Source organism: Pseudomonas sp. P867, from assembly GCF_019891455.1.
GTDB lineage: Bacteria > Pseudomonadota > Gammaproteobacteria > Pseudomonadales > Pseudomonadaceae > Aquipseudomonas > Aquipseudomonas synxantha_A.
The window spans coordinates 164,584-187,780 of the sequence record NZ_JAFLXB010000013.1; the positions used below are offsets into that span (position 1 = coordinate 164,584).

Here is a 23,197-nt window from a genome sequence, read left to right on the forward strand (position 1 = left end):
CTCCCTCCAAGGCTCTTATAAGTGGCTTCAACTCTGCGGGTATCTAAATCGTTTGACGGTCGCACTATCACACTCACGCCGCTTATGTTGCAGATGAGCTATTGCGCTCAGCCCAGTCGCTAAGCTGCCGCCGGGCTAGAGGGGAGCCCGGCTTGAGGTTGCTCTGGGTATGCACATGGGGCACTTATTAATCAGAGGCTAGTAGTTTTTTAACTTCGGCAATGATCAAGTCGATGTTGAATGGCTTTGCCAAAACTGCATTAAACAGATCCGATCTTTCCATGCCGATATGGGCCTGAGCACCGCTCATCAGGATGATCGGCAAATGCTGGGCGGAGGGAAGCGCTCGGACGGCTGTAGCGAATTCCAGGCCGTCCATCACCGGCATCATAAAGTCAGTAATGATCAAGGCTGGCCGCTCTCTATCGAGCACCTCAAGCCCTTTCTGACCGTTGCTGGCCGTCACCACCATGAACCCCTCATCCTCCAGTGCGAAACTGAGAATGTCAGCGATCAAATACTCGTCGTCGACGACCAGGATGGTGGTCATTTTAATTCAACCCGCACAAAGGCTTAAGATTTTGAACCGGGCGATGTCTCAGTGGGGACTGAAGGTTCATGTCTTGAAGCCTTTTTCAGGAAAACGTCTTGATCACGGATCACGACCTCAAATCGCGAAGGATCGTAGGAGCTGTCTCGTACTTTAAGAATGGAAAGCATCCTGCTTAGTTCAGAGTGATTCTCATAGAATCGCATCAGCATCAGGTTGTCGACGATGCTGGACAGGTCAGAGTTCGGCGCGCTTACCTCTGAACCGAACAGATCGCGCATTTCCCAGGATGCAAATACCGTAACGCCCCTGGATCGCAGCTCGTTCATCAGTGCACTGAAGAAGTCAGTAATCCGCGCTGGGTTTGTCGTGACCCGCGTCATGCCGCTCAGGCTATCGATGAACAGACGTTTGATGCCCTTTTCCTCAACGATACTCAGCAGTCGCGCGCCAAGCCCATCCAGTAGACCCTCTGTGGTAGGTTGCCATGCAATGGTTAACGCGCCGCTGTCTTCCATGCCCTTGATATCGATACCCAGTGATTGGCCTTTGAGTCGCAGCCGTTGTGGGCTTTCGTAGAAGCCAAAATGTAGCCCCGGCGCTTCCACAGTCGACTCAGCCAAGAACTTAAGGCCCAGCGTCGTTTTACCAATCCCAGAGGGGCCTATGACCAGCGAAACACTGGAGCTGTGCAGACCTCCGCCTAATATGTCGTCCAGTGATTTGATGCCACTGGCGATGCGCGTCATATCGGCGCTATCGGGAGAAGACGGGTGGCTGTAGAGACTTTCGAGTCGCGGGTAAACCACCAAGCCCTTGTCGGTAATTTCACACTCGTGAAGACCGGTCATGGCTCCGCTGCCGCGAGTTTTACGTAGCTGAATTCGACGCACCGAGCGAGTGCCATACAACTCTTCGCCCATCTCAATCACGCCATCAACCATGGTGTGCTCAGGACTGCCGTCGTCGAGCCGGGAGCTGGTAAGAAACAACACCGTGCAACCAGCAAAAGCGGCATGCCCTTGAAGTTCAGAGATGAATTTCTTGGTGTCGATGTGTGAATCAGCTTTTGAGCGCGCATTGAGCAAACCGTCCACAACCATAACGGTGGCTTTCTGACGGCTTATCTCGCGTCGAAGCAGCTTTACTACCTCGTCCAGGCCTTCGTTTTCCAGAGTGTCAAACGCGCTGACAAACTGAATTTCAGCGCCGACCTTGGAAGAGTCGAAAAAGCTCAGAGTAGAAAGGAACTGAAAGAGACGGTCGTGCGATTCGGCCAACAGCGTGGCGACCAGAACCCGGCCTCCATTGCTCGCATGATGGAACCCAAGCTGGTTCGCTAGGATTGTTTTTCCAGACCCAGGGCGGCCTTGGATTATGTAGGAAGCGCCGGCTACCAGCCCGCCCTTGAGCAGAGCGTCGAGCCCTTCGATTCCACTTTCGAGGCGTTTTAGCTTTTCCACAATGCGACCCTGATCTAAAAAACAGGCTGTTTAAGCCGAGTGGACGGAATGCTAACGCCATTTTCGTTCTAGAGCCATTGGGCCTAGAGCATGGCTGGCTAAGAAAATTGTCTGTCCCATTCCAATGTCGTCTTTTAATCGGACTCATGCTTCTCATCAGAGCCTGACGAGGATAGTTTGCTATGGTGGCTTACAGCCGCTAGTAGTGAGAGGGTTGTTAAATAGGAGCTGAAGATGACTTCGAGATTTGTTGTCGTTCCTGCAATCCCCACGGAGACGGGATCAATGCGCAACGGAGCGCGCTTTTACTGCAAAACCGCACCTATAGGCTTCAATATTTATGACAACGAGGAAAAATTGCGCCTGAAGGCTCCCTACCAGACCCGACTAGAGGCTGAAAGTGAATGCCAACGTCTCAATCTGAAGCGGCTATAAAGTCGCCTCTCTGAACAAAAACACATCGTAGAGCGAAACCTAAATCAGGTCGATAACTACGGGCTAGAGGGTTATTCCTAGGCGCTCTGATTCTTGTGAAAGCGCCAAAGCCGATGATTTACTTGGTGATGGCTTTTAGCCTCGATGCCGGCTAGATTTGGAGCTTTCTACGATCAAGGAGGGTTATGAAAAAGCTCATCGCAGTAATGGGGATCTGTGTCGCACTGAGCGGTTGCGCTACGTCCCACTACACCGCAGGACGAGACTTTCCGTCAGCCAGTGTAGCGAGCATCACCAAAGGCAAAACCACCACTTCAGAACTGAAGTCGCTATTTGGCGAGCCCTACGTCAAGAGTGCTGTCAGCGAGACTGACGAAAAGTGGATCTACACCTACACCAACGGCTCAGCCCATGCCCAGAGCTACGTGGTCACCATGAAGGTGACGACTACGGGCACTCAGAAAACGCTCGACGTTTTGATCCGTAATGACGTAGTCATCAACTACACGTTCAGCGAAGGCCCCGCTCCAGGCACTACCACTGCGACGAACTAAGTTCGCCACCTTGCCATTGGGCACCCACCGAGCTCAGTACGTTGTTGATGGAGCAAGCTCATGGACAGAACATATGCCTTCGTGGATGAGTCTGGGAATTCCGACCTTGATACGTCAAAGGGAGGAAGCTCGGGCTTCTTCATCGTGTGCTCCATTCTGGTGGCAGAGAAAGACCTCGAAGCTGCTTATGCCCAAGCTGAAGCACTCCGCATGCGTCACTTTCAAACAGGTGAGATCAAATCCAGCAATCTAAAGCCGAAGGATTCAGATCGCCGTGCCCGAATCCTCAACGAGCTAGCTGAGCTGCCTTTCAAGCTCTATTTCACCGTCGTTGATAAGTCCCGAATTCACAAAGACGGCGGCCTCCGTATCAAAACCTCGTTCATAAAATACGTGAACGGGTTGCTCTATGAACGTTTGTTCCGCGCATACCCTGACCTCCAGATGATCGTAGACGAGCATGGTGGCCAGGAATTTCAGGAGAGCCTCAAAAGCTACGTTGCAGAAAGATTCGTGGACGACCTCTTTGGCGATAAGGATGCCTTCCAGACGATGGCTAGTAAGGACAACGTTTTGGTTCAGGTTGCAGATTTTTTTGCTGGCTCAGTCGCTCAGATCTACGAAGAGAAAGCATCGGAAGAAGCAGTTCTTGCCTACAAAAAGATCCTGCGCAGCCTGACTCTTGGAATGCTTGAGTGGCCATCCAAGTACCAGTCTCTTCTGCCACCGCCGACGGATGAATCTGGGTATGCAGACTACCAGGTACACCAGGAAGCTCTCCGCCAGGCTGATCGTTTTAGCGAGCGGGCTGGCGAACACCCTGATGAGGATGAGCGCCTGCAATTGAGTATCCTGCGGTTCTTAAGATTTCAAAGCGAATTCGTCACCAAGGATTACGTACTGACTACGGAGATCATGGCCCATCTAAAAGACAGCGGACTGGGAGAGGTCAACGGCCAGAGAATTCGTTCCAGTGGCATTGCCAAGCTTCGGGATGCGGACGTCATCATCACAAGCGCGGCCAAAGGCTACAAGATCCCTCAAACACGGGCAGACATTAACGAATTTCTTGAAAGAGCGTCAGGCATTGTTGTTCCTCTACTGGAACGGGTCAAAAAGGCACGAGAGGTATATCGGCTGAGTAGTCGAGGAGAATATGACATCGTGACGGCAGCCAACCTGGCTGAGCTTGCCAAGCTGCTCACTGCGCTCGAGGCGTTTGCAGATGACTGAACTCAGTCATGGCAACGAACCTCACAAGGCTGCATTGATCCAGGATGAAATCCTAGAGATTCTGAAAGAAGCCAAGGTGCTCGCGCGTAGATTCTATCGCCTCACCGGCAAGCCGCTGGGCGTGACCGGCGAGGCGGCAGAGTACGAAGCGGCTACTCGACTCGGCCTGTTATTACATCCTGCAAGGCAGGCAGGTTACGACGCCACAGAGACGCTGGAAGATGGCGTCAAGAGAATCCAGATCAAGGGCCGCTGTATTCTGAACCCCCGAAAGATTACGGGACGTATGGGGGCAATTGATCTACGACAACCCTTCGATACAGTGCTCTTGGTGCTGCTTGATTCTGAGTTCAACGCATTTGCAATGTACGAAGCGAGTCGTGCCAGGGTAGAGGTAGCATTGACCTTGCCTGGCTCGAAAGCCAGAAATGAACGGGGAGCGCTGGCGATTAGGCAATTCATGTCGATAGCTGCGTTGCGCTGGGCTCGCCATGAGCCTAGCGACTCAGAAAATTAACTGCCGTCTGGACGCCTAGTGCTGCAGATATGTCCCGGGTGATGACCAATGTTAATGTCCCCAATACGGCACATTAACCATAATTTTTGGGCTTAATGGCCCTATTTGGGGACATTAAACTGAGCGAATAACGCGGCCAATAATGACGATGACCCCTGCTGCGTGCACTAATACATCACCAGGGCAGAAGATCTCTTTGCCGATGCTGAAAGACAGGGAATCGCAGGCGTAAGAAAGGAGCGGAAATGATCTACTTTTTCATTGAAGACAGTAATGAGAAGGTCAAGATAGGTCGGGCCAAGGACATCGAGCGCCGCAGAAAAGGCCTTCAAACCGGGAATCCGAGGAAGCTTTTACTTCTGGGGTGGATTCGTACAGATGATGACGTGCGACTGGAGAAGGAAATCCATCAGAACTTCTCTCACCTTCGTCGTACTGGCGAATGGTTCGATCTGGATCCTTCGGACATCTTGCCGATCCTCGAGCATTTCGGCATCGATGGTTTTGTCGGTACGACCGACGATTCTTTCGAAGTCATCGGTAATGATCGGGATGGCGTGCCCGAGTATCTCGGCGTCTGGAGTTGGGGCAACCTGGAATGGAACGAGTGCTGCCCTTTCTGCGGAAGCTTCTGCGGCATGCACTTTCAAGACGCGTCGAGTATGTACCACTGCCTAAACTGCGACACGCTTACCACCTTTGATTTTCTGAGTCATCAGGAGGAAGAGTGACAGCTCCCAAACCAGCTTTTGCATTGGTAATGCCCAGCTTGCTTTGATGGCTTCTGCTGTCCAGCATCAGGCCAGAATCAGGAGTTTCATCATGATTCTGACCCTCGCTCAATGAGTCGTGCTAGCTCGCTCTCGATCCAAACTCGGCAATCCATTTCTGCAGGGCTGTTACGTCGGCTTCAAAGACATCCAGCTCAAGAGCGCTGCTGGGCATCTCCTCAGACTGAGCATGCTCATACACCGAGTAGCGTGTCATCAAGTCATCTATGAATACGCAGTCGTCGTTTGTTACCTTGGCGACCTTGTGTAGCTTGCCTTGAGTGTTGATTGCACGTCTAAAGCGGCCTACGACGTCTGCCAGCAAAATGTACTCAATCGTCTTCTCGACGATGATCCTGAAGTCACTGCAAGCGCTCTTGGCGAGCGACTCATAAGCCTCGACTTCGGTCTTCTCCTGGTGTTTTTTCAAGCGCGTAATCGTATTGTCGATTAACCCCCTGACAGCACTTTCCGGTCTCAGGTCTCGAGCGCTTGCAGTAGCGACGATGCCTGCTGTCTTCGCCATCCTCTGTAGTGACGTGAGTGTCGGCTTGATTGAAGGCATCCCTGGAGTCTGCTCCCATTTCTTGGTAACAGCTTCTACTTGGGCTACAAGAGACAGTCGGTGGGTGAATACGATGACCTGCCTGGTCTGTGACAAAGACACGAGACGTTCGACAACCTTCTCTTCAAAATCTTGGTCGAGTGAGGATATCGGGTCATCAAAAATGAACGGAGCTAACTGGTTTGATCCTGTCGTGTCCGCTAGGAAAGCCGCGAGTGCCGCGATCCTGGTTTCACCCTCGCTCAAGATATATTCCAAACCATGGGAGCCGTGCGCACCTACGAGATTTAAACCAAAGGTGATCTTGCCTTTGCCACCCGATTTGCTTAGTGGAGCTATTGGAATGCGGTGGCCACCGAGTAGCTTCAACTCTTCGATGAATCGAGCTTGATAACCAGCATCCAGTTCAGTTTTGGCCAAGTCATTTTTTTTGGTGGTCAGAGCGTTGGTGGCCGCTGAGCGTGAGGCTTTGTCTATCGCTGCGACTGCTATCAGCCTAGCCCTTTCAGCGCTAATAGAGGTCTTGTTTTGTGAGAGCCACTGCTTGGCTTGAAGATTCTGAACTCGCTCATGCATTGCTTGACGATGCTCATCCTTCAGCAGAGACGAAAGGCTACCTTCTTCGGTAATCAAGTCTGCTGACTTCGTTTTTACCGCTTCGTTGATGCTCTTCCAGTCGAACGGTTGCATGGTGCCGATAGGGCTTCCCGACACGATTTGATCACGCCTTGCTTTTAGCATGCCAAGCCAGGAGATCGCATCCGTTTCCTCGAAGCCTAAAGTGGACATGTGAACGATCCAGCTTGGTTCCCCGGGAAGAGTTGGCAACAGGGTTTTCTGATCAGTAAAACTTTTTCCGGCCTTCTTGGCGGCTGTCTCAAGGCCGTCAGTGACGAACTTCTCAAACCCAGTCAGGCGGGCTTTGGCATTCTCATCAAGGCTTTGATGGCATAGCACGCAGCGTGAGTCAGCTGCAATATTGGGAAACTGAGATTCTGTGTAGGCCGTGCCGTTCGAGTATGCGCGTGCGTATTCCCACATATCTTGCCAGGTCGCAGAGCCAACACCATCGAGTTCGGCTTTACCGAAAATCGCTGCCGCCGCCTCTTCGCTCGAATTCCTGGCCTTGACAGCGGCGTTTCTCAGGGTCTCTAGCGTACCTGCCGTCGCATCGTTCAATCCCTGTTGAAGAGTCGACATTGCTGTTTCAATACTCTTCAGCGCGGTTTTTTCTTTGTTAATGCTCAACAGCCGGCCTGCAATGTCTTTCTCTGCGAGTAGGGCCTCCTTCTCAATGCGCTCCCGATCAAGCAGATCTGTGTACAGACATTCCTTATCAATACTGGCGGTCGTGGTCGCACTCTTCAGGCCCTGAAGCCATTTTGCTTCGGCGGTGTGATTTAGCGTTTCTGGGATGGCAGGTAACGCTTTGCTGAGTAGTGACTTCTCTCTTGAAAGCTCTTCACTAACAGCGTCCGCTGTGACGATCAGTGCCGATACAAACTTCATCCGACTGGGCTCATAGCATGCCTCAGTCCTGCCCATGTACTGCTGGGCGGCCTTACTATCGAACACCTGTGCATGTCGTAGAGCTTTGTGTGGCCCGCTTGGGACGTCCCAGTGAACATCCGCCGGCTTACCGTCTATTGACACCTTGAAATGAGCGCGGCAGGGCGTAGGGGTCGGATCGAACACGTTGCTGCGTATTTCGTCTTTGGAGCGTGATCCACAGATCTCCTTCAGCAGCCGCGCAAAACCGCTTTTACCGGTTCCATTCTGTCCGTAGATCACCGAGAGATTGCTTTTGCCGAATGGAAGATTGGCACCAGCCTTGATAGCGTTCAGCCCATGCACATCTAGGATCTCCTCGATCCGAAGCAAAGGTCTATTGGCTACCAGCGATAAAGTGCCAGGCGTAACGGTCAGGAATCCTGGATCAGCTTCATCCTTGGCTTCGAGCTTGCAAAGCCTAGCTAGCGCTCTAATTTCATCCGGGTTCAACTGCCGCTTCGAGTCGATGATCATTCGAGCTGCGGTCTGCAACCACTTGGGGCGCGCATTCAGCCATGTCTCGAAATCATCAGCTACTACTGGTGCTATCTCAATCTTCGACATGGCAAACCTACCTCAAGAGGGAATCCATGAGCGTAGGCACAAAGTGGCTTATTGCTATTATTTTTCCATTGAGCTGATTGCAGGATGTAACCGGAAAGGCAAAAAATGGTGCAAGCAACGCTTTCCAAGCTGCGCCGGCAGCACGATGAGGAAGGAACCCTTGGGCCGAAACCTTGCCAAGCCAGTATTCGCCTCACAACAGTCCCACGATACTAAATAAAACCAAAGCTTTTTATATAATGATACTAAAAGGGTACATTAAAGCGGTTAATGGTACTTAATGATCCCGAAAGGGTACATTAGGAGTGACGCCGCCTTGCGAAGGCTAAACTAAGCTCCTGGCGCAAGACCATCTGGAATCTATACTGGAGGCTTTATTGAAACTATAGGTAACAGCGCCATGGTGACTTTGGGCCAGATTCAGATGCGCGGATTCTCCACACTTCACCCCGAGGCGATCAAAGATTGGCTGAAATCTTGTGCCACCTGTGAAAACACTGCTCAATTGAGCATGCTTGAGGCTCTTGAGATGTTCGACGCATATCTCACCATCACCGAATTTAATCCAGCCACTGTATGCTCAGACGACCTCGCAGGCCTCAGAGGTTTTCTGAAAGTAGAGATGGGGCTTATCGAAGAAGTTGCTAAAGGAATTACATTTAAACTATGCGATATGATTATCGCCAAAGGCATTTTGAGTGAAGAAAAAGTTTCATTAGCCCTGAAAGAGCCCCAACTCGAGTGCAACAAAAAATACGCCGCAGGTCAACCTTCCAAATCTCAACTGCTGATTTATAAATCGCTGTTCCCAACAATGGAACCGGGCGGTGTCGTATACGTGGATTTTCTCTCCCTTGGTTCCGCACTCAACGAATCATCATTACAATTCCTGAGTAGTTTGCTTTCAAAATACTTTGCTTCACTTACCACTGAGCAGGCAGAAACTGATGCCGGTCTCATCATCGCATTAACGAAAGGCCTGCTACATCAAAACCCTAACGTCGACTTCGGCAATATCACCCTCTCCATGGCTAAATCAACGAGCTTCATTTCAGGCGCTCGCATCCATGCCGAATGGCAAATGCACAACGCAGGCTACTTCCGTGGGGATGCATATGAAAACTGGAAGCTCATATCAGGGGTAATTCTAAACTTCTTTGTAGCCAACAATATCCTACACCTGAGTAAAGCCGGTCGCCAACTGCTAGTTACTGACTAACTCAACTTTACATTGAAATCCTGCGCTTAGCGTCAACTGCTTTTAACAGATACTCAATGGCATTCGATTGTAACCGGAGAGCCTTACGGCATCGTGCTTCATCACGAGCGGAACTTGCAGACAAAGCTTCAGCTTGCAAATAGTCTATTTCGCACTTTAGATGTGCAATCATTTTATTGACAAGACGCTCACGCATACTAAATACCTTAATAGAACATGGGTTGAAGTAACTACGTTGCCGTGTGACATGGATTCATCGATTGCAGTATAGCCGTGATGAACGATTTCGCTCTGCTTTGAGAGGGTTCTTGCGATGAGGTATGAACGAGCACCTTCGGATTCTCGGGTGAGCCACCTAGCCACCCCACCACGATTCGAATGCCACTGCCGCCGCGCAGCCTCCTACAGAAGCTCGTGCGAGCCACATCGTCCTGCTGCGCCTCGGGCTCAATCCTATGGGAGTGCGCCGGCACCGTCCCTCCAAGCTAGGATCTCACAAACCTTGCACTTTTGGGCTGCCGGTACTCGACCCAAGGCTCGCGTGTAACACCTACACCTTGAGCGCTTGTGGAGTAATACGGAAAATTTGTAATATCACACTGCTGGCACTCACTGCCGAGTGACCAACTGCCATGGAGAAAGGAATGTTCGGCTTCTTGAAGGTTATCGCAGGTGCAGGGGGAACATTCACAGCCCTAGGTGCTGCCATGTTTTACTCGATGTACGCCAGTTGGTTCAAGTCTGACTTGCTCACAGGCTTGCCAAGCGACTCCATCTACAAGCTGTTCCTATACTCCCTTGGGAGTTGTGTATTCTGCTTTGTTTTATTAGCAGCCTTGCAAGCCTTCAGCAGAAAACCGGCAATTTCCGCCTCGTCAGATAACAGCTCGACTACGGTTGTCTCCACGGGTCGCGGCAAAGTTACTGTACATAAGAAATGAGTCTCTTAACGCCAGACATTGAAGCTACGGCATCGAACGGCGGTTTGACTGTAGTCAGCACCGGGAGCGGGGGGGTCACGATAGCAGCAACTCCAGCTGCTATCTCATCCTTGCTTAATCCGCTTCTGATAAAAATTGTGTCGACTCATACCCCATATGATGAGATCGCAGACGTCGAGATGGATTACCTTGGGGTTGATGAAAAAATCGAGCACAACAATGTCTCGGTTTATTCAGAAGTCATAATCGATAACGTTGGCTACATGGAACTCATTGAGAGCCTTATTTTAACCATCGATGACGAAGAGCCGGGCGCACAAAAAAGATTCCTCTACGCCATTAATCAGAAATACAAAGTCGCTAGACGCGAATTATTTATGCGACAGAGTGTCAGACCGGTTACCGCAGAGCAAAAACTGAACGTAATCCGAATGGGATCAGACGAACTTATATTGAGAGTCTCCGAACTCATAGTAGATATCAAAACAGGTTTCCACGGCGTTCCGTCTGAGCTTATTGAATGGGCCAGACAGCTAATTGTTTGCTATGGCTTCATTCACTGCAAAATATTGGAGCCTCCTCAATGATCATTCAGAATACCAGCTCTCCGCTCAAGAGCCTTTACATCATTGGTGGACGAATACTTATGGTCTTAAACTCTAGTGAGCTTGGCACCATGAGCCCCTTAGCACTCGTTGAAAGATACCAAGATAAATTTGAGCGCGTTTCTTTTGCCTACATCCTGTACGCACTCGACTGGCTTTACACCACTGGATGTGTGGAGTTGACGGATCAAGGTGATATTTCTTTATGCAACTGATTAAGCTATCTGTATTTAATGAAAGCAAAGAAATACGATCCATCCCATTCAAGGATGGAATGAATATAATTACCAACCTAGGCGAAACCGGGAACCAGATTGGTAAAAGTACGTCACTTCGCGCTCTCGCGTTTTGTTTGGGAGGCAAAGCTGACCCACTCTGGAAAGATCCCGACAACAATAAAATCAACGAAAAAGTAAAAGAATTCCTCACCAAAGGTGACGTGAAATTTGAGCTGATTCTAAAAATTTCGTCTATTACTCACACCATTACTCGAGTGCTCTCGAGAAAAATGGGGGCCCGTGAAACTATCACAGCCTTTAGCACCATTGATGGTATTGAGTATAAGACCGGAGCCTCCTTCAACAGAGAACTACCACGTCTGTTCGGCTATACGAGAGAACAACCGAAGTTCAACTCAATACGAAGCAAATTCTTCAGGATCAACAGACCAACAAGCAACAACTCACTAAAATATTTAAACGCGTTCACGACCAATAATGAGTACGACTTAATCTATGCATATCTTTTTGACTTCGAGTTCATCGACTCCGTTCGTCAAATAAATTTGATTGAGCAAGAGATTCTGCTTGAGGAAAGTCGCATCAAGACTCTCCTTGGTGGGGCCGAGCTTGAGCACCGCCTTGAAGAAATCGAAAAAATCGATTACAAGATAGCTGACTTGCAGATCAAGGAGGAGGAATACGATCTTCTTGACTCTCAAAACTACGCCATTGCCGAACTCCGCGAGTCGCGCAGAAGCGTCGCCGCCCTAACATCGCGAATTGTCAACCTTGAAACCAAGCTTTATTACAACAACAAAACCATCGAGCGCTACAGAAACAATTCAGTAGAAATCAATGTAGGGGAGATCACTGCCCTCTATAACGAGGCAAAATCTTTAGTACCAAATCTGAGCAAGACACTGGAAGAAACCATTGAATTTCACAATTCAATAATGAGCCGCAAGGCCGCCTATGTCGAAGAGCTTTCTGCAGATACCGCTGACGAGCTCGATTCATTGAGAAACAGCCTAGCCAAACGACTAGCTGACGAAAAAACCATAGTTAAAGACCTTTCGAGGGATAGTCATTTTAGCGGTTTGATTCTGGCTGAGAAGCAACTACAAGACTTGCGTGAGGCTCGGGGGCGACTCGCATACGTCACAAGCGAAGTAGAGGTTTCGCATAACAGAATTATTGATTTCAAAAGCACAGCTGATGATGTGAGACGAACTATCGCTGTGTATTATTCGGATCTACACTCAAAGCTCGAAATCTTCAATGAAGCATACGCCGACATTACTAAAAGACTATTCGGCAACCATTATAACGAATTGCTGGTTACTGCCGGCCCAGATGGAAAAGCGGACTTCACAATTGTAAACGAAGAAAGAAATACTGGCGATGGTGTTCCACGAGCTGCAGCTATGGCTTTCGACATGGCCTACGTGTACTTCGTCAACAAGTACAAATCCAAACTACCTGCCTTCACCGTCCAGGATTATCTAGAGGTTGTTGACGAGGACAAACTCATTAAACTCTTCAGCTTCGCAAATGAGAAGAAAATCCAAACCATCGCAGCTATATTGAATGACAAACTTGATGGTTTTGACAAAAAATTCTTGCACGAAAATACCGTTCTTCAACTCACTGAAGAAGAGAAATTCTTCAAAATCTAGTTATGCCGAGCCGGCGAGTAAAGGGGCGCAACGGCGCCCCTAATATATCCAATCAGCTGTCTAGGTTCACTCTCCGATGCTCCAACCAGAAGTGATTGGGTAACGCCGGTCACGACCAAAGCCACGCTCGGTGACACGTGGGCCCACAGCCGCCTGGCGCCGCTTGTATTCGTTCAAGTCGACCAAGCGAATCACCTTCCTTACCACCTCCTTGTCGAAGCCCTTCTCGGTGATGGCATCGGCGGACAAGTCCTGCTCGATATACAGGCGAAGTATTTCATCCAGGACTGGGTATGGAGGCAGGGAATCCTCGTCCTTCTGATCAGGAGCAAGCTCAGCAGACGGTGGACGATCAATGACGCGTTGCGGAATAACGTAGCCCAGGGTGTTGCGGTATTCACAGAGGCGGAACACCAGAGTCTTCGGCACATCCTTCAGAACGTCGTAGCCACCTGCCATGTCTCCGTACAAGGTCGCATACCCCACAGCCATCTCACTCTTATTACCGGTGGTCAGGACGAGATACCGCTTCTTGTTGGAGATCGCCATCAGCATCGTGCCGCGACACCGCGCCTGGAGGTTTTCCTCGGTGGTGTCCTTGCCCAGACCTTCGAACATTGGCGCAAGCGTAGATAGAAATGCTTCTACCATGGGAGCGATGGGCAGTACGCTATACTTCACTCCCAAAATGTCGGCTTCTTCTTTCGCATCGTCCTGGCTCATTTGGGCAGTGTAATGGTACGGCATCATCACGGCTTCGACGTTTTCGGCGCCCAGCGCATCAACAGCAACAGCAAGCACCAGCGCCGAGTCGATACCACCCGAAAGGCCCAGCACAACGCCTTTGAAGCCATTACGCTGCACGTAGTCCTTAACTCCGGCTACCAGTGCCTGGTAAACGCTGGCTTCAAGGCTCAGAAGCTCGGAGGTCTGAGCCGGAACCGGCACCAAGGCACCCTCCTTGATCTCAAACTCCGTTACGAAGAGTCCCTCTTCGAAAGCAGGGGCGCGCTGAGTGACCTTTCCGCCGCCATCCACCACAAAGCTATTGCCGTCAAAGACCAGCTCGTCCTGACCACCTACCTGGTTTACGTAGATCATCGGAATTGAGCATTCACTGGCGCGTTTGGCTAAGAGCTCTTCCCGCTCAGCCTGCTTCCCACGGTGGAACGGAGACGCATTGAGGGTTAGCATAATTTGAGCACCGGCATCACATGCCTGCTTAAGAGGCTCGGAGAACCAAATGTCCTCACAGATGGTTATACCGACCGGTACGCCGAAGAGCTCGACCACACAAGGGCCGCTGCCTGACTCAAAGTACCGCTTCTCGTCGAACACACGATAGTTGGGCAGACGCTGTTTGTTGTAGCGGGCGAGTTCTTCGCCGTCCGAGATTACGGCGCAGCTGTTATAGCGTGCCCCATCCTCGACCCATGGGAAGCCGATTACTGCAACGATTCCTTTAACTGCATTCTTAACTTGCTGTAGCGCCTTCTCGATACGGCTCTGCATGCTGGAGCGAAGGAGCAAATCCTCTGGTGGATAACCACAAAGGGTCAGCTCAGGGAAAACGATGACCTGGGCGTTGAGGTCGTCGCGGGCCTTATGGGCTGCTTCAATGACCTTCTCGACGTTGCCGTACACATCCCCAACGCGGATGTTCAGCTGGGCCATTACCACTCTCAAACGTTGCTCCATGGTTCCTCCAGAAATGCCTAGATCGAGATCTGCAAGATGCAGCGCTGTCCTGACATCTGCGATCAAGGGAAGCATCATCGGAAGCCCCGTGCTGAGCGATGGGCTATCGGACTACTGCTAGCCATTGCGGCTCATTGAACATGGGTCAGGGCTGCCCGGAGGGTCGCGAGCATCTTGCTAATAGGACATTATGCCCTATCCAAGCTGCGCTCCCTCGACCGAATTTGGGCGGAGTTGGGAGACATGAAAATCGACTAGCTTCCATGTTGGGCAGATGCAGAATGTGCACAATGGGGAAGTTAGTGATCGACCCCGGATCCACAGTGCATTGGGCACTATTTGGGGGGGAGGAAGGTGATGGGCTTTTTCACCAAGTTCGGTGATGGTGCCTGCGATCTGGCGCCATTGAGCGGGCTGGTGAAAAACCAGGTGCGAGCGATTGCCCGGCATTTTGGTGCGCCCGAGTCACTGGTAGAAAAGATCCCGACGGCGGACCTGGAAGACTTGTCGCCGGGCAAGCCGGACGAAGCGTCACATGGCGTGACCTATGCAGAGATTGATGCGTTCCTGCACGGTGAGCCGGTGCGTGAGGAAGCGTTCAGGATTATCTGCGAGACGTATCGCAAGACTGAGCACAAGCGGGTGATGCCGTTTGCGCCGTGAGGTAGACCGCCATCGCAGGCAAGCCAGCTCCCACACTTGACCGAGTTCCAACATGAGAATGCGGTCGAATGTGGGAGCTGGCTTGCCTGCGATGAACGATAACGCGGTCTTACTTCAGAACCACAGTGCCTTTCATCATCGAGATGTGGCCAGGGAACGAGCAGAAGAAGCTGTACTTCTCATCGGCTTTAAGCTTGGAGACGTCGAAGGTCACCGAGTCTTTCTCGCCAGCACCAATGATCTTGGTGTGGGCGATGATGCGGTCATCACCGGCTTTCAGATAATCCTTATCGATACCTGCAGCCATACCGTCAGTAGCTACAGGCTGCATGTGGGCTTCAGTGGTCAGCACCCAGTTATGCCCCATCACGTTCTTGGGCAGGTTGCCCGAGTGAGTCAGCTCAACGGTGAACTGCTTGCAGCTCTTGTCGATGGTGATTTCTTTGGTATTGAAAGACATCTGGTCGGTGGAGTCGACAGTGACCTTGCACTCTGCAGCAAGCAACTGGCCGCTAGCCAGAGTCAGCAGGGAAACAGCAACGAGTTTGGCGAACATGTGAATCTCCAGGGCAGGGTTAGAAAACGCGTATTGCGACAAGGGTGCCTCAAGCAGGCTTAGTTTCTTATGATCTGCATCAACAGATTGTATACAACTTTAGGCTATCAGGTTGATCAACACAATCAACCAGCCAAACTGCCGCACCCTGCCTATGATCGCCCCATCACTCACGGGAGTTCATGCCATGCACCTCAATCACCTGTTCAACGGCCTGCTGGCCGCCTACGCCTGCGGTAAGTGAAAGCAAAGGGCCCCCTGAAGCTGCTACCATGACGACCCAAGGCAGCTGCGCGCCGCCTACCCTCACCTTCGACCCTAGAGGATCGCCCATGGCCAAACCTAATTACTCCTTCGCCAAACGTCAGAGAGACTTGGCAAAGGAACAGAAGAAAGAGGAAAAGCTGCAACGCAAGAAAGCCGCTGCAGACGAAGAAGCCGGCGCGCTGAACCCGGATGCGGAAGGTGAAGCAGCAACTGACGAGACCGAAACCCCGAAAGACCCGGCTGAATAAATTTTGTTGGGGTGAGCAGGCCCTCCCTGTTCACCCCAACCCACCGCTACTCCAGCGGCATCACCGTCACCCGCACCTCCGGGTCATGGCTCCCGCCTCCCAGAATCACCCCACGCAACGGCGACACATCGGAGAAATCCCGGCCCCAGGCCAGAGTGATGTGCTCCAGTGCCGGCTGCACATTGTTGGTCGGATCGAAATCCACCCAGCCCGACCGCGGGCAGAACACCGAGACCCACGCATGGGACGCATCGGCGCCGATCAGCCGTGGCTGGCCGGGCGGTGGCTGGGTCAGCAGGTAGCCGCTGATGTAGCGCGCCGCCAGGCCCCGTGAGCGCAGGCAGGCGAGCATCAGGTGGGCGAAGTCCTGGCACACACCGCGACGGCGCTCCAGCACCTCCACCAGCGGCGTGGCGACCTGAGTGGCTTCGGCATCAAAAGTGAATTCGCTGAAAATCTTTTGCATCAACGCCTGCGCGCCGACCAACAACGGCTCGCCAGGCGGGAAGCAGCTTTCAGAGAACTCGACGAAGGTTTTTTTCAGATGCACGTAAGGCGATTCGAAGCGATAGCGGCAGGCTTCAATCACCTCCATCGACAGCGCCTGGCTGCTGTAGGTAAAACTGTCACGGGTGCGGTCCCACGCCGGCGATTGCCCCAGATCCAGCGCGGGTCGCGCCAGCACTTCCACGGTCAACCCGGCATTGACCAGCAGCTCATCATGAGGACGCTCGAACGCCAGGCGCGTGATCGGGTTGCCAAACACGTCCAGCTCATCACGGCGTGAAGAGGGCGGCGGGCTGATGTCCAGGGTTTGCCAGGTGCAACGCTGCCACGCACACGGCCGTGGCCACAAATGCGCCAGCTGCTGGGCCAGGGACACCGGGCTGTCGTAGTGGTAATGGGTATCGTGAAAAATCTGATAGCGCGCACTCATCACACCGACACCGTTTGCTGGCTGACATCATCCACATGGGCAAAATGGCGCAGCGCCAGGCGATCCGACACTTGCCCGCTCTCATCGGCGACCGCTTGCAGCAGGTCGGCCAGGCCATCCAGCGCGGCACGCACGCTGGGCTCGCCAAACAACGGGTTCTCCAGGCACCCCAGGTCAAAGCGCCCCAGGCGCTCCACCAACGGCGCGAGGCCGGTTTCCCTGGGCACCCCAAAATCATCATTGAGGCGACGCACGGTACGGCTCACCAGTTTGAGCTGGAACAGCACCGCATGGGGATTCTGCTCATCGAGTAACAACAGGTCGAGCACCGGGATCAGCTGCGGCACCGCCAGGTAGCGCGAGCGATAGGTGATGCTGCTGTTGCCCAGCTCCAGCAACCACTCCAGCCCCGCCTGATCGAACACCGCCACACCGCGCAGGAACGCTGCCAGGCTGGTACTCAGAAATTGCAGACGCTCAATGCGCCGGCCCATCATCAAAAAGCGCCAGCCTTCATCGCGGGTCATATCATCCAGGGCAAACCCGGACAGCGCCGCCAAAGACATCACCAAACGGTTGAGAAAATCCAGCAGCTCGCCGAAGTCCGGGGCCTGGCTTTCCAGCTCCATGGCTTCGCGTTGCAGCTCCACCAGGGCCTGCCAGTTTTCCCGCGACAGCTTGCCGCGCACCTGGGACGCTGCCCACTGCAAGCGCTGCAAATTGGCGCGCAGGCTTGAGGGCCAGTCATCACCGAGCAAGGCCGCGAGCAGACGCTCCGGTAGCTCGCCCTCCTCCGGCAACAGGCGCAGGCTTTCTCCAAGTTCGACCGCCGCCTGCAATGCCAACGGATCGTCGCCGTCGACATAACGCGCCAGCACAATGCGCAGCCAGCGCGCACTGTCATCGCAGCGTTCGCAATAACGGCCAAACCAGAACAGGTTTTCCACCACCCGCGACGGCAGATACGGGTCGCGGCGCACCAGATCATGCACGCCAATGGCGCGCTGGGCACGCCACTGTTCACCAGCGCTGGCGCGCTCGCCGAGCACCCATGTGTCCTTGCTCGCACCGCCGCGTTGCATCGACACCACTTCGGCATCGGCGTCGGCGGCCACACGGGTCAGGCCACCGGGCAGCACGCGATACCCCTCATCGCTGGCTACCGCGTACACACGCATCCCGATGGCGCGGTGTTGCAGATGATCTTCTTCGGTATGCCACACCGGCGCCTGGGACAACTGCGCCAGCTCCTGGGCGACATAGGCGTAAGGCCGCGCGCGCATCCGCTCGGCCAGGGCCTGGCGTTGTTGTTCATTCAAATCACGACCGAACACCGGGGCGAAACTTTGCGAAGGAAACGCCGGCTTGATCAACAGTTCCGGGAGCTTCTCCAGTGCCTCGGCCAGCACCGGTGCCTCGCCGCACCACCAGGTGGCAATCGACGGCAGGATCAGCGCTTCACCGAACAGGAACTCGTTGATCTTCGGCAGGAACCCCAACAAGCCCGGCGACTCCAGCACGCCGCTGCCCAAGGCATTGGCCACCAGCACATTGCCTTGGCGCACGGCGTCAAGCAGGCCGGGCACGCCCAGGGCCGAGTCGGTACGCAGCTCCAGAGGGTCGCAGAAATCGTCATCCAGGCGGCGCATGATCGCGTGGACCCGGCGCAGACCGCTGAGGGTTTTCAGGAACACCGTGCTGTCGCGCACGGTAAGGTCGCCGCCTTCTACCAGTGGGTAGCCGAGCTGGCGGGCGAGATACAGATGTTCGAAATAGCTTTCGTTGAAACGCCCCGGCGTGAGCAGCACGATCAGTGGCGGCTGGTCATCGCCGGGCGCCTGGCGGGCCAGGGTTTCCTGCAAGGTGCGAAAAAAACCGGTGAGGTGCTGCACCTGCAAATCACGGTACAGATCCGGGAAGGCGCGAGACACAATGGTGCGGTTTTCCAAGGCGTAGCCGGCGCCCGACGGCGCCTGGGTACGGTCGGCGGTGACCCACCAACGGCCATCGGGAGTACGCGCCAGATCCACGGCGTACAGGTGCAGAAAAGCACCGTCCGGCGGCTGGATACCCTGGCACGGCCATAAAAAGTTGTTATGCCCAAATACCAGCTCGGCAGGCAACAGCCCCTCTTTGATCAGGCGTTGCGGACCATAGAGGTCGGCGAGTACCGCATTGAGCAGACGCGCGCGCTGGGCGATACCGGCCGACAACTGCCGCCACTCATCAGCGGCCAGCACATGGGGCAGCAGGTCCAGCTCCCACGGGCGATCAGCGCCCTTGGGGTCGGCGTAGACGTTATAGGTCACGCCGTTTTCCTGGATCTGCCGCGTCAGCAGCGCCTGGCGCTGGGCCAATTGTGCGGGCGTACTGCGTTGCAGATGGTCGAGCAGGCGCTGCCAATGGGCACGCACCGCGCCGCCGGCGTCCAGCAGTTCGTGATAGGTGCCCGCGGTCAGCGGGTAACGGTCGAGCAAGTCGGACATGGAACGCTCGGCAGAGGCAAGGGAAGTCAGGTTAACTCAAATTCACTACGATCCAATGTGGGAGCTGGCTTGCCTGCGATAGCGGTGTGTCAGTCACCAGAACTGTCGACTGAACCACCGCTATCGCAGGCAAGCCAGCTCCCACACTTGGATCATGTTCATTCCTTATTTTTTGTAAAACGCCGCAAATCCAGGGTCATTGGCAATTCACCGTTCACCACTACAGTCGGCACCACAAGCTTGCCCGGGCTATGCCCCAACCGGAAAAACCGCGCCATTCGCCGGCTCTCTGCCTCATTGGCATTGACCGGCAAGCTGTCGTAATTGCGCCCGCCCGGATGCGCCACATGGTATTGGCAGCCACCCAGCGAGCGCTGCATCCAGGTGTCGAGCAGGTCGAACACCAACGGCGCATGGACTGCAATGGTCGGTTGCAGGCAGTTGGCCGGTTGCCAGGCGCGGTAACGCACACCGGCAACAAACTCTCCCACCCGACCGGTCGGTTGCAGCGGCACGGGTATGCCGTTGCAGGTCAGCAGATAGCGCTGCGCCGGCAGGCCAGTCAACTTGACTTGCAGGCGCTCCAGGGACGAATCCACATAACGTACCGTGCCGCCTACCGCGCCCTCCTCACCCAGCACATGCCAAGGCTCCAGGGCCTGGCGCAGTTCCAGTTCGATACCGCTGACGGCGTAATCACCCACTTTGGGAAAGCGGAACTCCAGATGCGCGGCAAACCACTCGGCCCGCAGCGGATAACCGGCAGCGTTGAGCTCGACAATGACGTCGGCAAAGTCCTGTTCGATAAAATGCGGCAACAAAAAGCGGTCATGCAGTTCGGTGCCCCAACGCGCCAGCTTCGGCGGCGCATAAGGTTCGCGCCAGAACCGTGCGACCAGCGCGCGCAGCAGCAATTGCTGAGTCAGGCTCATGCGCGCATGGGGTGGCATTTCGAAAGCGCGCAACTCCAGCAGCCCCAGGCGGCCGGTGGCACCCTCCGGCGAGTAGAGTTTGTCGATACAAAATTCGGCGCGATGGGTGTTGCCGGTCACGTCGATCAGCAAGTTGCGCAACAGGCGGTCCACCAACCACGGCGGGCATTCCTCGCCCGGTGCCGGCATCTGCGCGAAGGCGATTTCCAGTTCATACAGCGCATCGTTGCGCGCCTCATCCACCCGTGGCGCCTGGGAGGTCGGGCCGATAAACAGGCCGGAGAACAGGTAGGACAGCGACGGATGGTTATGCCAGTAGCTGATCAGACTGCGCAGCAAATCGGGGCGACGCAGGAATGGTGAGTCCTTGGGCGTCGCACCGCCGAGGACGAAGTGGTTACCACCGCCGGTGCCGGTGTGGCGCCCGTCGATCATGAATTTCTCGGTGGTCAGGCGGGTTTGCCGGGCTTCTTCGTAAAGAAATTCGGTGCGTTCCACCAACTCATCCCAGGTGGCGGATGGCTGCACGTTGACCTCGATCACACCCGGGTCCGGCGTCACGCGAAAATTGCTCAGGCGTGTGTCGGCGGGTGGCTCGTAGCCTTCCAGCAACACGGGGCAATGCAGTTCCTGGGCGGTGGCCTCGATGGCCGTCACCAGCTCCAGATAATCCTCCACGCGTTCCAGCGGCGGCATGAACAGGTACAGGCGTCCTTCCCGCGCTTCAGCGCACAGCGCAGTGCGGGTCAGCCAATCGGCGGATTCGTCGACCTTTGGCACACGCTCATCACTTGGGGCCGGCTCGTCGTGGCTGTGCAACTGCGCGGTCGTAGGCAGCTGCGGCTGATCCTGGTTCGGGTCGGTCGGGTGTATGAACGGATACTCCGCCGCTGTCACCCACGGCTGCGAAGCCAACGGCAGCCGATAACCCAACGGCGAATCGCCCGGCACCAGGCGGCAGTGGTCATCGCGCAAGTACCAGCGCCCACTCTGCCAGCGATCATTGGCGGCGGTGCGCGCCAACGGCAGCACTTGGCCGATGACCTTGTCCAGGCCCTGGACGAAGACTTTGCGCAGGCGTTCGCGCTCCAGTTCGTCGCTTAAGCGCGGGTCCTGGGCGCTAACGTTTTGCGGCAGTGTGCCTTCGCGCCACAGGTAGTAGAAGTTGTCCTCAAAGGCAGGGAACACAAAGCGCGCCGGCAACTTCAGACGCTCGGCGACGCTGGCCAGGAAACGTCCGGCCATCGCGCCGTCAGCCCCATAGTCCTCTTGCTCATCGGCGATCAGCGCACTGTTGTGCCAGATCGGCACCCCATCGCGGCGCCAGTAGCAATTGAGCGACCAACGCGGCAGTTGCTCGCCGGGGTACCACTTGCCCTGGCCGAAATGCACCAGGCCCTGGGGTGCATAGTGCCGGCGCAGGCGCTGGAACAGCTCGGCGGACAGGCGACGCTTGTCCGGCCCCAGGGCGGCGGTGTTCCATTCGGCGCCGTCGGGGTCGTCGATGGACACGAAAGTTGGCTCGCCGCCCATGGTCAGGCGCACGTCATGCTTGAGCAGGTCGCCGTCAATCTGTCGGCCCAGGGCCTGGATCGCCAGCCATTGTTCTTCGGTGTAGGGCTTGGTTACCCGAGGGGCTTCCCATATACGCTCCACCGACATCTCATGAGTAAATTCGCATTCGCACGGTTCCACCAACCCACTGATGGGTGCGGCAGACGATGGATCGGGGCTGCAGGCCAATGGGATATGCCCTTCACCGGCAAATAAACCGGAGGTGGCATCCAGGCCGATCCAGCCGGCGCCGGGCAAATACACTTCACACCAGGCGTGCAGGTCGGTGAAGTCCACTTCGGTGCCGGAGGGGCCGTCGAGGGCTTTGACGTCAGCGGTGAGCTGAATCAGATAACCAGAGACAAATCGCGCCGCCAAGCCAAGATTGCGCAGCAATTGCACCAACAGCCAGGCCGAGTCGCGGCAGGAGCCGGAAGCGTTTTCCAGGGTGAATTCCGGGGTTTGCACGCCCGGTTCCATGCGGATCAGGTAGCCGATATCGGCGGCCAGGCGCTGGTTCAGCCCAACCAGGAAATCCACCGCAGGCAAGGGTGTGCGGTCAATACCGGCCAGGTAGGCGGCAAACCTTGGCGTCAGCGGCAAGGTTTCCAGGTACGGCGCCAGCTCGCGCTGCTCATCGGCGGCGTAGCTGAAGGGGATTTTTTCGGCGTAGGGTTCCAGGAAAAAGTCGAACGGATTGAACACCGCCATCTCGGCGACCAGATCGACTTCGATGCGCAGTTGGTCGGTTTTTTCCGGGAACACCAGGCGCGCCAGGTAATTGCCCTGGGGGTCTTGCTGCCAATTGATGAAATGCTGCTCGGGCAGCACTTTCAGCGCGTAAGACAGGATCCGCGTGCGGCTATGGGCTGCCGGGCGCAAGCGCACAATTTGTGGGCCGAGTTCGACAGCACGGTCGTAGCGGTAATGCGTAACGTGGTGCAACGCGACATGTATCGACACGGCGGCCTCCTGCGAGCCTGGGCATGAGT

The 23,197-nt window shown here is 54.6% G+C and carries 18 protein-coding genes and 1 pseudogene; 11 read left to right on the top strand and 8 right to left on the bottom strand.

What is annotated here, in order from left to right; all coding sequences use genetic code 11:
• Positions 1–187: 187 nt before the first annotated feature.
• Both J1G33_RS22075 and J1G33_RS22080 read right to left on the bottom strand, forming a co-directional pair.
• On the bottom strand, positions 188–550 hold the full coding sequence (locus tag J1G33_RS22075) for a response regulator (RefSeq protein WP_223018745.1): 363 nt from the start codon (positions 548–550) through the stop codon (positions 188–190).
• 23 nt (positions 551–573) lie between these two features.
• Positions 574–2,016, bottom strand: a complete 1,443-nt coding sequence (locus tag J1G33_RS22080; RefSeq protein WP_223018756.1) for an ATPase domain-containing protein — start codon at positions 2,014–2,016, stop codon at positions 574–576.
• Between the two features lie 617 nt (positions 2,017–2,633).
• Here J1G33_RS22080 and J1G33_RS22085 point away from each other — a divergent pair.
• The 4 genes from J1G33_RS22085 to J1G33_RS22100 all read left to right on the top strand — a co-directional run bounded on the left by J1G33_RS22085 (position 2,634) and on the right by J1G33_RS22100 (position 5,483).
• Entirely contained in the window at positions 2,634–3,002 is a 369-nt protein-coding gene (locus J1G33_RS22085) for a hypothetical protein (RefSeq protein ID WP_223018746.1), read from the top strand.
• A 60-nt stretch (positions 3,003–3,062) separates the two neighbouring features.
• The gene (locus J1G33_RS22090) at positions 3,063–4,235 is read left to right on the top strand and encodes a DUF3800 domain-containing protein (protein ID WP_223018747.1); all 1,173 of its coding nucleotides are present in this window, start codon (positions 3,063–3,065) and stop codon (positions 4,233–4,235) included.
• The gene (locus J1G33_RS22095) at positions 4,228–4,752 is read left to right on the top strand and encodes a hypothetical protein (RefSeq protein WP_223018748.1); all 525 of its coding nucleotides are present in this window, start codon (positions 4,228–4,230) and stop codon (positions 4,750–4,752) included. Before J1G33_RS22090 ends, J1G33_RS22095 begins: the two co-directional genes overlap by 8 nt.
• A gap of 245 nt (positions 4,753–4,997) precedes the next feature.
• Entirely contained in the window at positions 4,998–5,483 is a 486-nt protein-coding gene (locus J1G33_RS22100) for a GIY-YIG nuclease family protein (RefSeq protein WP_177114190.1), read from the top strand.
• 121 nt (positions 5,484–5,604) lie between these two features.
• Here the strand turns inward: J1G33_RS22100 and J1G33_RS22105 are convergent, their stop codons facing one another.
• Entirely contained in the window at positions 5,605–8,202 is a 2,598-nt protein-coding gene (locus J1G33_RS22105; RefSeq protein ID WP_223018749.1) for a hypothetical protein, read from the bottom strand.
• A 400-nt stretch (positions 8,203–8,602) separates the two neighbouring features.
• Here J1G33_RS22105 and J1G33_RS22110 point away from each other — a divergent pair, with 400 nt between their 5' ends.
• From J1G33_RS22110 to J1G33_RS22130, 5 genes are all read left to right on the top strand, one after another.
• A complete protein-coding gene (locus J1G33_RS22110) occupies positions 8,603–9,421 on the top strand; it encodes a hypothetical protein (RefSeq protein ID WP_223018750.1) in 819 nt (272 codons plus the stop codon).
• A gap of 644 nt (positions 9,422–10,065) precedes the next feature.
• On the top strand, positions 10,066–10,362 hold the full coding sequence (locus tag J1G33_RS22115) for a hypothetical protein (protein WP_198718788.1): 297 nt from the start codon (positions 10,066–10,068) through the stop codon (positions 10,360–10,362).
• Entirely contained in the window at positions 10,359–10,949 is a 591-nt protein-coding gene (locus J1G33_RS22120) for a hypothetical protein (RefSeq protein ID WP_198718787.1), read from the top strand. The genes J1G33_RS22115 and J1G33_RS22120 overlap by 4 nt, the downstream gene beginning before the upstream one ends.
• Positions 10,946–11,182, top strand: coding sequence for an ABC-three component system middle component 6 (locus J1G33_RS22125; RefSeq protein ID WP_198718786.1), 237 nt, complete (start codon positions 10,946–10,948; stop codon positions 11,180–11,182). The genes J1G33_RS22120 and J1G33_RS22125 overlap by 4 nt, the downstream gene beginning before the upstream one ends.
• Positions 11,173–12,864, top strand: a complete 1,692-nt coding sequence (locus J1G33_RS22130) for a DUF2326 domain-containing protein (protein ID WP_223018751.1) — start codon at positions 11,173–11,175, stop codon at positions 12,862–12,864. Before J1G33_RS22125 ends, J1G33_RS22130 begins: the two co-directional genes overlap by 10 nt.
• A 66-nt stretch (positions 12,865–12,930) precedes the next feature.
• Here the strand turns inward: J1G33_RS22130 and J1G33_RS22135 are convergent, their stop codons facing one another.
• Positions 12,931–14,562, bottom strand: a complete 1,632-nt coding sequence (locus J1G33_RS22135; protein WP_223018752.1) for an NAD+ synthase — start codon at positions 14,560–14,562, stop codon at positions 12,931–12,933.
• 354 nt (positions 14,563–14,916) lie between these two features.
• On the opposite strand from J1G33_RS22135, the pseudogene nadE reads away from it, so the two are divergent.
• Positions 14,917–15,225 (top strand): annotated as a pseudogene (nadE, locus tag J1G33_RS22140) (NAD(+) synthase); the annotation flags it as partial.
• Between the two features lie 109 nt (positions 15,226–15,334).
• Here the strand turns inward: nadE and azu are convergent.
• Positions 15,335–15,781: an azurin gene (gene azu / locus J1G33_RS22145; protein WP_032878176.1), complete on the bottom strand. Its 447-nt coding sequence runs from the start codon at positions 15,779–15,781 to the stop codon at positions 15,335–15,337.
• A 332-nt stretch (positions 15,782–16,113) separates the two neighbouring features.
• On the opposite strand from azu, the gene J1G33_RS22150 reads away from it, so the two are divergent.
• Positions 16,114–16,296 carry a hypothetical protein gene (locus J1G33_RS22150; RefSeq protein ID WP_005784271.1) on the top strand — a complete coding sequence of 61 codons (183 nt, stop codon included), beginning with the start codon at positions 16,114–16,116 and terminating at the stop codon, positions 16,294–16,296.
• A gap of 46 nt (positions 16,297–16,342) precedes the next feature.
• Here J1G33_RS22150 and J1G33_RS22155 read toward each other — a convergent pair whose 3' ends face one another.
• From J1G33_RS22155 to J1G33_RS22165, 3 genes are all read right to left on the bottom strand, one after another.
• Complete coding sequence (locus J1G33_RS22155) at positions 16,343–17,233, bottom strand: transglutaminase family protein (RefSeq protein ID WP_223018753.1); 891 nt, start codon at positions 17,231–17,233, stop codon at positions 16,343–16,345.
• Complete coding sequence (locus J1G33_RS22160) at positions 17,233–19,719, bottom strand: circularly permuted type 2 ATP-grasp protein (RefSeq protein ID WP_032878180.1); 2,487 nt, start codon at positions 19,717–19,719, stop codon at positions 17,233–17,235. Before J1G33_RS22160 ends, J1G33_RS22155 begins: the two co-directional genes overlap by 1 nt.
• Positions 19,720–19,877: 158 nt before the next feature.
• The gene (locus tag J1G33_RS22165; protein ID WP_223018754.1) at positions 19,878–23,168 is read right to left on the bottom strand and encodes a transglutaminase family protein; all 3,291 of its coding nucleotides are present in this window, start codon (positions 23,166–23,168) and stop codon (positions 19,878–19,880) included.
• Positions 23,169–23,197: the final 29 nt, after the last annotated feature.

Coding starts and splice junctions, on each gene's coding strand:
- J1G33_RS22075 (WP_223018745.1), bottom strand. CDS start 550: ATGACCACCATCCTGGTCGTCGACGACGAGTATTTGATCGCTGACATT.
- J1G33_RS22085 (WP_223018746.1), top strand. CDS start 2,634: ATGAAAAAGCTCATCGCAGTAATGGGGATCTGTGTCGCACTGAGCGGT.
- J1G33_RS22090 (WP_223018747.1), top strand. CDS start 3,063: ATGGACAGAACATATGCCTTCGTGGATGAGTCTGGGAATTCCGACCTT.
- J1G33_RS22095 (WP_223018748.1), top strand. CDS start 4,228: ATGACTGAACTCAGTCATGGCAACGAACCTCACAAGGCTGCATTGATC.
- J1G33_RS22100 (WP_177114190.1), top strand. CDS start 4,998: ATGATCTACTTTTTCATTGAAGACAGTAATGAGAAGGTCAAGATAGGT.
- J1G33_RS22105 (WP_223018749.1), bottom strand. CDS start 8,202: ATGTCGAAGATTGAGATAGCACCAGTAGTAGCTGATGATTTCGAGACA.
- J1G33_RS22110 (WP_223018750.1), top strand. CDS start 8,603: ATGGTGACTTTGGGCCAGATTCAGATGCGCGGATTCTCCACACTTCAC.
- J1G33_RS22115 (WP_198718788.1), top strand. CDS start 10,066: ATGTTCGGCTTCTTGAAGGTTATCGCAGGTGCAGGGGGAACATTCACA.
- J1G33_RS22120 (WP_198718787.1), top strand. CDS start 10,359: ATGAGTCTCTTAACGCCAGACATTGAAGCTACGGCATCGAACGGCGGT.
- J1G33_RS22125 (WP_198718786.1), top strand. CDS start 10,946: ATGATCATTCAGAATACCAGCTCTCCGCTCAAGAGCCTTTACATCATT.
- J1G33_RS22130 (WP_223018751.1), top strand. CDS start 11,173: ATGCAACTGATTAAGCTATCTGTATTTAATGAAAGCAAAGAAATACGA.
- J1G33_RS22135 (WP_223018752.1), bottom strand. CDS start 14,562: ATGGAGCAACGTTTGAGAGTGGTAATGGCCCAGCTGAACATCCGCGTT.
- azu (WP_032878176.1), bottom strand. CDS start 15,781: ATGTTCGCCAAACTCGTTGCTGTTTCCCTGCTGACTCTGGCTAGCGGC.
- J1G33_RS22150 (WP_005784271.1), top strand. CDS start 16,114: ATGGCCAAACCTAATTACTCCTTCGCCAAACGTCAGAGAGACTTGGCA.
- J1G33_RS22155 (WP_223018753.1), bottom strand. CDS start 17,233: ATGAGTGCGCGCTATCAGATTTTTCACGATACCCATTACCACTACGAC.
- J1G33_RS22160 (WP_032878180.1), bottom strand. CDS start 19,719: ATGTCCGACTTGCTCGACCGTTACCCGCTGACCGCGGGCACCTATCAC.